The 11,124-nt window shown below is 44.8% G+C and carries 11 protein-coding genes; 5 read left to right on the top strand and 6 right to left on the bottom strand.

What is annotated here, in order from left to right:
* Window positions 1-368 precede the first annotated feature (368 nt).
* From thiI to pomA, 3 genes are all read right to left on the bottom strand, one after another.
* Window positions 369-1,817, bottom strand: a complete 1,449-nt coding sequence (thiI, locus tag AACQ17_RS01705; RefSeq protein ID WP_026028114.1) for a tRNA uracil 4-sulfurtransferase ThiI — start codon at window positions 1,815-1,817, stop codon at window positions 369-371.
* 162 nt (window positions 1,818-1,979) lie between these two features.
* Complete coding sequence (locus AACQ17_RS01700) at window positions 1,980-2,924, bottom strand: flagellar motor protein MotB (RefSeq protein WP_017044193.1); 945 nt, start codon at window positions 2,922-2,924, stop codon at window positions 1,980-1,982.
* A gap of 11 nt (window positions 2,925-2,935) precedes the next feature.
* The gene (pomA, locus tag AACQ17_RS01695) at window positions 2,936-3,700 is read right to left on the bottom strand and encodes a flagellar motor protein PomA (RefSeq protein WP_013857399.1); all 765 of its coding nucleotides are present in this window, start codon (window positions 3,698-3,700) and stop codon (window positions 2,936-2,938) included.
* A gap of 353 nt (window positions 3,701-4,053) precedes the next feature.
* On the opposite strand from pomA, the gene xseB reads away from it, so the two are divergent.
* From xseB to dxs, 3 genes are all read left to right on the top strand, one after another.
* Window positions 4,054-4,296: an exodeoxyribonuclease VII small subunit gene (gene xseB, locus AACQ17_RS01690; RefSeq protein WP_010319093.1), complete on the top strand. Its 243-nt coding sequence runs from the start codon at window positions 4,054-4,056 to the stop codon at window positions 4,294-4,296.
* 148 nt (window positions 4,297-4,444) lie between these two features.
* The gene (ispA, locus tag AACQ17_RS01685) at window positions 4,445-5,329 is read left to right on the top strand and encodes a (2E,6E)-farnesyl diphosphate synthase (RefSeq protein WP_013857402.1); all 885 of its coding nucleotides are present in this window, start codon (window positions 4,445-4,447) and stop codon (window positions 5,327-5,329) included.
* Between the two features lie 19 nt (window positions 5,330-5,348).
* On the top strand, window positions 5,349-7,232 hold the full coding sequence (gene dxs, locus AACQ17_RS01680; protein ID WP_017049457.1) for a 1-deoxy-D-xylulose-5-phosphate synthase: 1,884 nt from the start codon (window positions 5,349-5,351) through the stop codon (window positions 7,230-7,232).
* Between the two features lie 125 nt (window positions 7,233-7,357).
* Here the strand turns inward: dxs and truC are convergent, their stop codons facing one another.
* Together truC and AACQ17_RS01670 are read right to left on the bottom strand one after the other, a co-directional pair.
* Window positions 7,358-8,080: a tRNA pseudouridine(65) synthase TruC gene (gene truC, locus AACQ17_RS01675; protein WP_017045581.1), complete on the bottom strand. Its 723-nt coding sequence runs from the start codon at window positions 8,078-8,080 to the stop codon at window positions 7,358-7,360.
* On the bottom strand, window positions 8,074-8,394 hold the full coding sequence (locus AACQ17_RS01670) for a YqcC family protein (protein ID WP_088728693.1): 321 nt from the start codon (window positions 8,392-8,394) through the stop codon (window positions 8,074-8,076). Before AACQ17_RS01670 ends, truC begins: the two co-directional genes overlap by 7 nt.
* 122 nt (window positions 8,395-8,516) lie before the next feature.
* Between AACQ17_RS01670 and AACQ17_RS01665 the strand changes: the two genes are divergently transcribed.
* Both AACQ17_RS01665 and AACQ17_RS01660 read left to right on the top strand, forming a co-directional pair.
* On the top strand, window positions 8,517-9,560 hold the full coding sequence (locus AACQ17_RS01665; RefSeq protein ID WP_094146853.1) for a DUF3549 family protein: 1,044 nt from the start codon (window positions 8,517-8,519) through the stop codon (window positions 9,558-9,560).
* An 11-nt stretch (window positions 9,561-9,571) separates the two neighbouring features.
* A complete protein-coding gene (locus AACQ17_RS01660) occupies window positions 9,572-9,871 on the top strand; it encodes a DUF3301 domain-containing protein (protein WP_017045584.1) in 300 nt (99 codons plus the stop codon).
* Here the strand turns inward: AACQ17_RS01660 and AACQ17_RS01655 are convergent.
* Complete coding sequence (locus AACQ17_RS01655; protein WP_013857407.1) at window positions 9,831-10,343, bottom strand: GNAT family N-acetyltransferase; 513 nt, start codon at window positions 10,341-10,343, stop codon at window positions 9,831-9,833. The two genes, AACQ17_RS01660 and AACQ17_RS01655, sit on opposite strands and share 41 nt — an antisense overlap.
* Window positions 10,344-11,124: the final 781 nt, after the last annotated feature.

The following is an 11,124-nucleotide window of genomic DNA, read 5'->3' as shown; positions in this document are numbered from 1 at the left end:
CTCAAAAATTAGATTAGTTTTTTTAATCTGAAACATTATAAATTGTCCATTGCCGAGCGGCTAGAGAAATTCTATATTTCACCCCGCAACAAGGCCTGAACGGCTTGATTCAGTTATGAATCAATTGGCTTTTGTTGCGATGTTGTGTTTGCAAACTCGTATTTCGAGTGAGGTAGAATTCTACCATCCTGTTTTGTGCAGTTATCCCCTGCACCAAAACATATACTTCCTGTATTTATTGTTTGACCTGTCTGTCAAATTCTTTAGCACCGCCCTTGGGCGGTGTTTTTTTATGTCTGTGATTAAGTCGGAGCCATAAAAAACCGCTCACGAAAACGTGAGCGGTCGATTCTGTATCGAGATAACGATTAAGGTCGATATACCTTGATGTTGTTAAAGCCTTGCTCTTTCAAATACAAAGCTTGAAGCCGGCTCATCACACCGCGCGCACAATATAAGAGATATGTTTTCGATTGATCCAAATCGCCAAACTGAGTCGATAACTTGTAGAAAGGCAAATGTTTTACTTCCACACCTTCAATCAGCAGTGGCTTGTCATCTTCTTCATCTGGGCTACGAATATCAAGTACCACCGCATCTTTTTCGATAGCGGTCACTTGTTCAACTTCAGGTGCTTGCTCTTGGCTCTCTTTCTCAATATCACGAATATCCATTTGACGAGCGTTGTAAACTACGTGCTCTAGGATTGAGAAATCAAACTTCGCTTCTTCGGCTTCTAATTTCGCTTTCACCGCTTTAACTGTTGGGCTTTTTGAAATAACCCCACAGTATTCTGGCATCGTTTTGGCGAAATCTTCTGTTCCAATCTCGCGCGCCACTTTAATAATCTCTTCTTTGTCCCAGTTGATGAGAGGACGTAAAATTAGAGTATCTGTCACACCATCAATATGACGAAGATTAGTTAGAGTTTGGCTCGAAACTTGACCCAACGCTTCTCCGGTCACTAAAGCTTCAATATTTAACTTATGAGCTATCATGCCTGCGGCGCGCATAAACATACGTTTTAGCACCACACCCATTTGACCATCGTCTACTTTTTCTAAGATTTCAGCCACCACAGGCTCGAAATCGACCGAGATAAAACGCACTTTGGCTGAAGAACCGTATTTATTCCACAAATAATGGGCCACTTGCTTTACACCAATTTCATGCGCTGGACCGCCTAAATTGAAGAAGCAATAATGCACTTTTGAGCCACGTTTGATGTGTAAATAGCTTGATACACCCGAGTCAAAACCACCAGAAATCAAACTCAATAAATCTTCTTGAGTGCCAAGAGGGAAACCACCTAAACCTTTATAACGGGCAATCACTTGATTGAGCAATTCATCGGCTATTTCAATATTGATGGTAACGTCCGGGTTTTTAAGTTGAACTTTTGCACTCTCAACTGCTTGGTTTAAACCACCACCAACATAACGCTCAACATCGATTGAGGTAAAATCATGCTTTCCTCGACGCTTAGCACGCACGACAAAAGTTTTTCCTTCGATGTTATTACGGCTGAGCGCTAACACTTGCTCGTAAATGTCATGCATATCCTTAAACTCAGATTGCTGCACTTCGAGCACTTGCTGGATGCCAGGAGTGTGAGTCAGAATTTCAAGGACTTCTTGATAGTATTGGTCACTTTGCGCAGCCACTTCAATGTGATCGCGACGGTTAAATACCGCGACTGACTCTGTTCTTCGTTTGATGATATTACGAATATTGGACTCTAAAATTTTTGTGAAGCGCTTGCGTACTGAGTCACTTTTAACAAAAATTTCCGGATGGGGCTTAACAATAAATTTCATAGTTCTATTCGCAATCTGATTGGGCAACGTGGTGAATCAATGGGTCGCATTCTGCTTGCTACTGATACACCGCTAAGGGCGCAGGATTATACACGAGGTGATAACCATAAAAAAGACGAGCCTTAGCGCTCGTCTATGTGTTTTTACATAATCCAACGTAACTTACTGAACGGATGGAACTTCATCACTGTACAGCGGTTCACCTTGCATGATACTGATTTCTACTCGGCGATTGCGTGAACGTTCACTTTCCGTATCGTTAGAGCCGACTGGGTCGGTATCGGCCATACCACGCACCCTGAGTCGTTGATGAGAAAACCCACGAACCTTTTCCATCTCTTGCGCCACAGAAACCGCTCGTTGAGCCGAAAGATCCCAGTTTGAGCGATACAATTCAGAATCGACACTTTGATTGTCGGTATGGCCAGAAATACGCACAATGCCCGGCACATCTTTAACCAGATCGGCAATTTGACGAACCAATGGACGAAACTTAGGTTGTAGAAATGCAGAACCTTCGGGAAACGCACCTTTTTCACGAATACGGATCACCAATTGCTGACCTAAGTTTTCAACTTCAATAGCGCCTTGTTCGATTTCTCTTGCTAACGCTTTTTTGATGTCCTGTTCAACAATTTCCATCTCTTGCGACATAGATTCTGCTTGCTGTTGTTGCATTTCCGATTGAGTATTTTGATTATTCTGCGTTGAAGTTTCAGGGGATTGCCCCCCCGTCAATTGACCTTCTTCACGCTGAACACCACCCGCTCGATCTGAATCCCCTTCTTGAAACTCAAGTGTCTGCTGCGTGATATCAATGGTTTGTTGCATGATGACATCAATCGGTGTCGGCTCGGGGCGGCCTGGGCGAAACTCTTGTGCAATGATGCTTGTCCCTTTAGGAATGTCTTTCACTTCCAAACGATTTTGCACACCAAAAGCAAACTTCATCGAGCCCGCTATCTGTTTAAACTTCAGTACGTCCATCTCGGAAAAAGAGAGCAGTAGTACGAAGAAACACATCAACAGCGACATTAAATCGGCAAAGGTTCCCATCCACAACGGCAAGCCGGGAGGTGGGCATTTACAGCCTTCTTCATCATCCATTACAGGCTCCGTTATTCGCTATCAACATCTAAAACACGCTTGCCTTCATTGAGGTAGTTTTTCAGATAACTATCAATGACCCGTGGGTTTTGTCCATCCTGAATAGCCAGAACACCATCCATGATTAAACGGCGGTTAAGCTTTTCTTGATCTCGGCGCAAAGCGAGTTTGTCTGCAATCGGGAAAAAAATCATGTTCGAGAGAACAGCGCCGTACAAGGTAGTTAATAAGGCAACGGCCATGGCAGGACCAATTGATTTAGGGTCATCCATGTTAGACAGCATGGCAACCAAGCCCACCAAAGTACCGATCATGCCCATCGCTGGCGCTACGTCACCAAAAGCACGAAATACGCCAGTTCCCTGTGAATGACGCTCATCAGTCAATACAATGTCTTTTTGCAACGCAGAGCGCACCACGTCAGCATCATGGCCATCCACCAGCAAATCGATCCCCTTTTGCATGAAGCTATTGGTAATTTCCATCTCTTCTAATGCAAGAAAACCACCTTTCCGCGCCGCATCAGCCATTTCTACAATTTTCGCGATCAAATCTTCAGGTTCATCGGATTTGAACATAAATGCCTTACCTGCCACCTTGGCTGCACCGAAGAATTGTCCCATCGTGAACTTCATCAATACAACAAACATTGACCCACCCACTACGATCAAGATAGATGTGACGTCGAAGAACATCATTAGGCTTCCGCCTAAAATCATCGCCATGATAACGAAAGCGAGGCCTCCGATCAGGCCTATCAGCGTTGCTAAATCCACAAAGCACTCCTCATGCTGCTTACCTGCGATAATGAGTTTAAACTCGTTATCGGCAATAGATTCAAATCTTTAAGTAAATTATTGGATCATACCGAAATTCTCTCTATTCAGTTTATACCTAAACTGAGCAAAGATGCACTGTTGCCAGCACACTGATATGGCCAAGATTCTGAGTCACCGTCACTATTTCAGTAAATATCGGTCTGGTTGCTAAGTATCGTATTATTATTTTTATTATTTGTGATAGTGACAGTTCCAAAAGAGGGACTTTTCAGACAAAAATCGTTGGTTAAATTTGACCATCACTACGCCCTAAGGTAACTTTCGTGCATATTTACCAAGATAAAAAGATTATGGCGAGCAAGAAACCTGAAAATATGTCCTTCGAAGCGACAATCGAAGAACTTGATAGCTTAGTGGAACAGCTAGAAAATGGCGATTTAGCCTTAGATGATGCGCTAAAAAAATTCGAGCGCGGAATATCCCTTGCTCGTGCTGGACAAAGTAAGTTAAGTGAAGCGGAGCAGCGAGTCAGTATTTTGCTCAGTGCGAGCGATGACGCGCCACTCTCTGACTTTACTGAACTACCTGAGTAATAGGCATGTATTACTGATACATACTTATTACTGACTCATATTTATCGATCTCATCGCTCGCTATGTGACATGAACCTGTCAATTAAGTCACAGGGAAACGGTCGATCGTAACCTAGTAGATACCACAACTTAGTAGAAAGAGTGCCCTATGATTGAGGCTCTGAGCTCCTATCAGCAAAGAAATATTGACCAATTAAACCTTTGGTTAGGCCGTTTACCGCACCAAAAACAACCGTTGATTGACGCGATGCGCTACGGTTTGTTACTTGGCGGCAAAAGAGCTCGACCTTATTTGGTGTATATCACAGGGCAAATGCTTGGTTGTACGCCAGATGAACTCGATACCCCAGCCTGCGCAATAGAATGTATTCATGCTTATTCATTGATCCACGATGACCTTCCCGCGATGGACGACGATGAATTACGTCGCGGTAAAGCCACTTGTCACATCGAATTTGACGAAGCCATCGCGATTTTAGCGGGCGATGCCCTGCAAACACTGGCCTTTACTATTTTGGCAGAAGGTCAACTCGCCGAACATGCGCAAGTCAACCGCATTAAGATGGTCCAAATGTTGGCTCAAGCTTCCGGTGCTCAAGGTATGTGTATAGGGCAAGCGTTGGATCTTCAAGCGGAAAATCGTCTGGTTTCAGTGCAGGAATTAGAAGAGATCCATCGCAATAAAACGGGAGCCTTGATGCGTTGTGCAATCCGTTTAGGTGCGCTTGCGGCTGGTGAAAAAGGACTTGCGGTACTACCACAATTGGATCGCTATGCCGATGCCGTTGGTCTCGCATTCCAAGTTCAAGATGATATTTTGGATATCGTTAGCGATACCGAGACATTAGGTAAACCTCAAGGCTCGGATCAACAACTCAATAAAAGTACCTACCCAGCGCTGCTAGGGTTACAAGGTGCTATTGATAAAGCACAAAGTCTGTTACAGGAAGCTCTTCAAGCCTTGGAAGCAATACCCTACAATACAGAATCACTCGAAGAGTTCGCCCGATACGTCGTCGAGCGCAAGAACTAAACTATAAGCGCGCAAAATTATGACTCTTGATATTTCAAAATACCCAACACTGGCTTTAGCAAATACACCCGATGAACTGCGCAGTCTGCCGAAAGAGGTTCTGCCAACGTTGTGTGATGAACTAAGAAACTACCTTCTTAATTCCGTCAGTCAGTCGAGTGGCCACCTTGCGTCAGGCTTAGGCACGGTTGAATTAACGGTTGCCCTACACTACGTCTATAACACCCCTTTCGATCAGCTGATTTGGGATGTAGGCCACCAAGCTTACCCGCACAAAATATTAACTGGTCGCCGCGAGAAAATGTCGACCATTCGTCAAAAAGATGGTCTTCACCCTTTTCCTTGGCGCGAAGAAAGTGAATATGACACGCTCTCTGTTGGTCACTCGTCCACCTCAATCAGTGCCGCCTTAGGGATGGCGATCAGTGCAGGTAAAGAAGGGAAAAATCGCAAAGTGGTGGGCGTGATTGGTGATGGTGCTATCACCGCAGGCATGGCCTTTGAAGCAATGAACCATGCTGGCGACGTTCATCCGGATATGTTAGTCGTGCTCAACGACAACGAAATGTCGATCTCTGAAAACGTGGGCGCACTGAATAATCATTTAGCGCAACTGCTTTCCGGTAGCCTTTATACCTCGATCCGTGAAGGGGGCAAAAAAGTGCTCTCTGGCATACCACCTATCAAAGAGCTGGTACGCCGCACAGAAGAGCACTTGAAAGGCATGGTCGTACCCGGCACCTTGTTTGAAGAGCTTGGATTTAACTATATCGGCCCAGTAGATGGCCATGATGTGATTGAACTTATCAAAACATTACGCAACATGCGCGAGCTCAAAGGCCCGCAGTTTTTGCACATCATGACCAAAAAAGGCAAAGGTTATGAGCCCGCCGAAAAAGATCCGATTGGTTACCATGGCGTTCCTAAATTTGACCCGAGCCACACTAGCCTGCCAAAAAGCAGCAATGCTAAACCTACTTTTTCTAAAATCTTTGGCGATTTTTTATGCGATATGGCCGCGCAAGATCCAAAATTAATGGCGATTACACCCGCGATGCGCGAAGGCTCTGGCATGGTTCGCTTTTCAAAAGAGTTCCCACAACAATATTTTGATGTGGCGATTGCTGAGCAACATGCCGTCACCCTTGCGACAGGTATGGCGATTGCGGGAGATCATCCGATAGTGGCGATCTACTCAACCTTTTTACAACGGGGTTATGATCAACTGATCCACGATGTTGCCATCATGAATTTACCGGTTATGTTTGCCATTGACCGCGCAGGGTTAGTCGGAGCTGATGGCCAAACTCACCAAGGTGCGTTTGATTTAAGCTTCATGCGCTGCATTCCCAACATGGTGATCATGGCACCCGCCGATGAAAATGAGTGCCGACAAATGCTCTATACCGGCCATAAACACACAGGGCCAAGCGCAGTGCGTTATCCTCGTGGCAATGGCATGGGAGTCGAAATCCAAACCCAATTTAGTGCGTTAGAGATTGGCAAAGGACGCATTATGCGCCAATGTGACACGGCTATCGCGAATGAAAAAATCGCGATCCTCAACTTTGGCACTTTCCTACCAAATGCGCTTGAAGCAGCCGATAAGCTAAATGCAACAGTGGCTGACATGCGATTTGTTAAGCCCCTTGATGAAACACTCATTCGCCAACTGGCTGCGCAACATGATGTGCTAGTGACCTTGGAAGAGAATGCGATTGCAGGTGGTGCGGGTGCCGGCGTCATTGAACTGATGATGAAAGAGAAAATCCTAAAACCGGTACTCAATCTAGGTTTGCCTGATCAATTCATCGCTCAAGGCACACAAGAAGAGCTGCATGCAGAATTAGGTTTAGATGCCAAAGGAATCGAGCGTTCCATTCAAGAATATTTAGCAAAGTAGCGAGCGTTTTATAAGCTGTCGGTTTTATGAACTGAAGGTTTTTATGAACCGAATAGCTCGATAAGCTACACCACTTTCAGTTACATCCCAATACTCAAAACCCTCGCATCGCGAGGGTTTTGTTTTTATATCGGCTGGCTCCACTCAAACTGAGTAAACAGCCTTTGCCATACCTCATCAAAACCAGCTTTAAGCACTAATGCTTGGCCAGTAAACGGATGAGTAAAACGTAATTCAGAGGCATGGAGCATCAGACGCTGCGCGTCATAATGATCGCGAAATAGGCGGTTGTGCTTGCCATCACCATGAGTGGTATCACCAATAATCGGATGACTCAAATGGTGCATATGACGACGCAACTGATGCTTACGGCCCGTTTGCGGTTTCATTTCCACCAAACAGTAGCGGCTGGTTGGGAAACGCCCGGTTGAATACGGCACTTCTACTGTCGCTAATGGTTGATAAGCGGTGATCGCTTCTTGGGCTTCTTTATCTTGTTTGGCAAACTTATCGGCAATTTTATCTAGCTCGATTTTGAGTGGGTAATCAAGCACATCCCCTTGTTCAATCCAACCACGCACAATCGCATGGTACGTTTTTTCCATTTGATGGTTGGCAAACATCGGCATCATTTGCGCCGCCACTTCACTGGAGAGCGCAAACACGAGCACGCCAGAAGTTGGCCTATCTAATCGATGTAGGGGAAACACATGCTGGCCAATTTGATCGCGCAGCGTTTGCATCACAAATTGCGTTTCGTGTTTATCTAGCCATGAGCGATGCACCAGCATTCCTGCGGGTTTATTCACGGCGACCAAATCATCGTCCTGATACAGAATCTCTAACATGGTTGGCTTACCTCATCAATCAAACGTAGCAGCGCAATCACCTCAGCCAATTCCGCTTGATGTTGCCATGCCTCTTCAAAATAGGGAGTGAGCGAAAACCCTTGAGGAAGCTCTGCTTGCTGCTCAATTGCCAATAACATTTTGGGGATGAAAATCCACTGCAGCCACTGCTCCGGAGTGAGGGTATCGATGGAGAAAGGCTCTGTGCTCATCAATGCGCTTTCGCTTGGCGGCTGAGATTGCCAGCACTGAGAATTGCGTAACTGAGTTTCTAGTTGCTTCAACAGGTGGGTCAGTTCTGTGCTTACTGTCATTATTCACCAAGTTAATTTGCTAAGTGACCTTGAAAATGGGCTATAGAGTACCATTTATTGTTCAAAGAGAGTTATTGATCAAAAATAGTTACTCAAGAACACAAGTTAAGGCCACTTTATCCATGGATACCATTCATACGCTTAGCCAATTGCTCACCAATAGTGGTAGCCAATATCGGATCTTTGATTTAGGAAGACGCATCTGCCCGATTGAAAATACACACTTTTCTCAAGTAGAAAAAGGTCAACAACCGTATCCCTATCCATTGCAGCGTCATGCTCATCTTGCCATCGCGTATTGGAACCAAGCCCAACAACCTTGGATCTGGTTTCTTAAATTCTCTTTGGATGAACGCGGCCTACTCAAACAAGCTGAGATAGGTAACTTCATCAAGTTTGTACTTGAAGCGATGGGGTCACGTTTGCATCAAGACCTCAGCGATGAGCAGCAGCAAAAGCTTGCCAATAACCCTTATACCTTTAAACCGAGCGACGACAAAATGGCAGTATTCCACAGCCAAATACGCGCCCAGTTGAACCTACCATCAAGCCAATATTATGAGCATGCGCAACACTATTTTAGTGGGGATTTAGGCTGGGAAAACTGGCAGACGGTCGGCTTACAAGGCATTACTGATATTTGTGCTCGTTTAAGCAAAGAACAAAATAGCGTGTTACTAAGGAAAGCATTAAACCACCTCCCCGCTCAGCCTTTGTATGCCCTGCTGGGGGCGCTCGAACATAGTGCACCGTTGAATGATAAGTTGGCGCTGCGTTTGCAAGAGATGGCAATGTTGCACATCGAAAGCCACGAACCTGATCTGTTCTTACTCTCTGCCTTAATACGAGCCTTATCAGGTGCGAATAATGCACTCACCGCGACCTTGGTTGAACGTATTCTGCAAAGCCCACGCTTGAGCCATCAAGAGATATTAATTGCCATTGCAGGGCGCTCGTGGCATGTATTGTCTAACCCATCACTTGCCGAAACGTTTTTATTACGCTTGGCGCAAACAGGCAATCAAACCCTCTTTAACCAGCTCTTTGCTGATTTAGTGATGCTGCCAGAACTGCGAATGGTACTGCTGCCACTGCTGCATTCTAGCCCTTCGATCGAATTAGCCGATGCCTTAATTCGCTTACAGCAAGCGACCAAAACTCAATAACTGGAATGTTTATGCTAGGCGATCTATTGGCTATTTTATTACTCAGCTTGGGCTGCTTTCTTTTCTGGCAACAGCGTCGCCAAGCCGAATTAGCAAAAGCGGCGATCAGTCGAAAATGCGAACAACTCGACTTACAGCTGATCAGCGTTGCTTTTGGACGCCATAAATTCAAAACGCCAGAAGGACTCTGGCGTTGGCATACCGTTTATTGGTTTGAGTTTTCTGCGCTAGGTGACGACTGCTATCAAGGTGAATTACAAATGATAGGCTTTAGGCCATCTGCTTTTCATTTGCCGCCTCATCGTATGTAAACTCAAATTCCCAATAAGGGCCAAAAACATCTTCTTTCTCACCTAACAGCTCAAAGCCGAGTTTTTTGAGTACCGCAATAGAGGCATGGTGGCCAATATTAGCAGTGGCTGTAATTTTTTGTCGTTGCAATTGGTAGGCTGCTTTAGGTAAAAAAGCCTTCAATGCTTCAGTTGCAATGCCTTTGCCCCAATACAATTTATCAAACAGAAAACCGAGTTCTGCTCGCTCTTCGTCAAGTTCAATGAACAAATGCCCCATGTATTCGCGGTTATAATTATCTAACACCGCCATTGCGTACAAATGAGGATCATGAAGCACTCGTTGAAAAAGCTGTTTTGCTGAAGCGACCGTTTTAGGGCCATTCATCTGTGCCCGATTTTTGGCGCAACAATTGAGCATCAAAAAATCAGACTCTAACGAATCGGTGTAAGGGAGAAGAAGCGTTCTTCTTGTTACGGTTGTCACGTACAATCCTTGTTAGCCGCAAAATAATACCGAAAGACTCAACTAGGCTCAGGGCAATACGCCTTAGCCCAGATAAAATCTGGTACTCTATTTTTGCAAAGAAGCCGAAAATTAAACCAACCGAACGATGAGGTAATTGATCTAGATTGTTTTTTTGTTGTTATTATTTTGCTGCACTTATCATATGAACTTTTTTTTGAAGCAACAACACGCTAAAGCCAGAATGCAAGTAATAAGAAAAGCCTCAACACGCATGTGTCGAGGCTTAAAGTCTTACTCGCAGCAGTCCAGCTACTAAATTGTGTGCTCCATGCATCATCCATAATAGTGGCCAATTCTTCGGCTCATCCTGCATCGCCATCCTAGCGGTGTCCAAACTTTCCATGGTACTAACACTCCGGTCAATACTCATCACTTGTTCCTTGAGCGGTGTCCATAACATCATCCTGATGTTGTCCTGCCTTATCCACAAGGTGTCCATCGCCAATCCATGCAGCTCGCATCCTGCCAACTGTTGTATCCTTACGCTGTCCTAGCATCCTGCGTGGTTATTCTTCGTGAACAACCTTGTCTTCTTCCTGAAGAGACCAAACCTTGGTGCTTTGTAATTCCTTGTCAGAATCCTTCCGACAGGGTTCAATTTACTCGTTTGGCTTTAAGAAACAATCACCTAAAAATATCATTTTAAAAAAAACAACCTAAAGAAATAGATATATTAATTAAAAACAAATAGTTATAAAAAAATCACCACCAAACACCGCGTTAAACACTGTGATTTCTTACAAAC

This window comes from Vibrio sp. V10_P2A27P122, from assembly GCF_963874335.1.
In the GTDB taxonomy this organism is placed as follows: Bacteria; Pseudomonadota; Gammaproteobacteria; order Enterobacterales; family Vibrionaceae; genus Vibrio; species Vibrio anguillarum.
The sequence above is the reverse complement of the archived record's forward strand: the minus strand, read 5'-3'. Positions and strand labels throughout refer to the sequence as shown.

Bases quoted from the DNA above. Each gene is read 5' to 3' on its own strand.
- thiI (WP_026028114.1), bottom strand. From the start codon at position 1,817: ATGAAATTTATTGTTAAGCCCCATCCGGAAATTTTTGTTAAAAGTGAC.
- AACQ17_RS01700 (WP_017044193.1), bottom strand. From the start codon at position 2,924: ATGGATGATGAAGAAGGCTGTAAATGCCCACCTCCCGGCTTGCCGTTG.
- xseB (WP_010319093.1), top strand. From the start codon at position 4,054: ATGGCGAGCAAGAAACCTGAAAATATGTCCTTCGAAGCGACAATCGAA.
- ispA (WP_013857402.1), top strand. From the start codon at position 4,445: ATGATTGAGGCTCTGAGCTCCTATCAGCAAAGAAATATTGACCAATTA.
- dxs (WP_017049457.1), top strand. From the start codon at position 5,349: ATGACTCTTGATATTTCAAAATACCCAACACTGGCTTTAGCAAATACA.
- truC (WP_017045581.1), bottom strand. From the start codon at position 8,080: ATGTTAGAGATTCTGTATCAGGACGATGATTTGGTCGCCGTGAATAAA.
- AACQ17_RS01670 (WP_088728693.1), bottom strand. From the start codon at position 8,394: ATGACAGTAAGCACAGAACTGACCCACCTGTTGAAGCAACTAGAAACT.
- AACQ17_RS01665 (WP_094146853.1), top strand. From the start codon at position 8,517: ATGGATACCATTCATACGCTTAGCCAATTGCTCACCAATAGTGGTAGC.
- AACQ17_RS01660 (WP_017045584.1), top strand. From the start codon at position 9,572: ATGCTAGGCGATCTATTGGCTATTTTATTACTCAGCTTGGGCTGCTTT.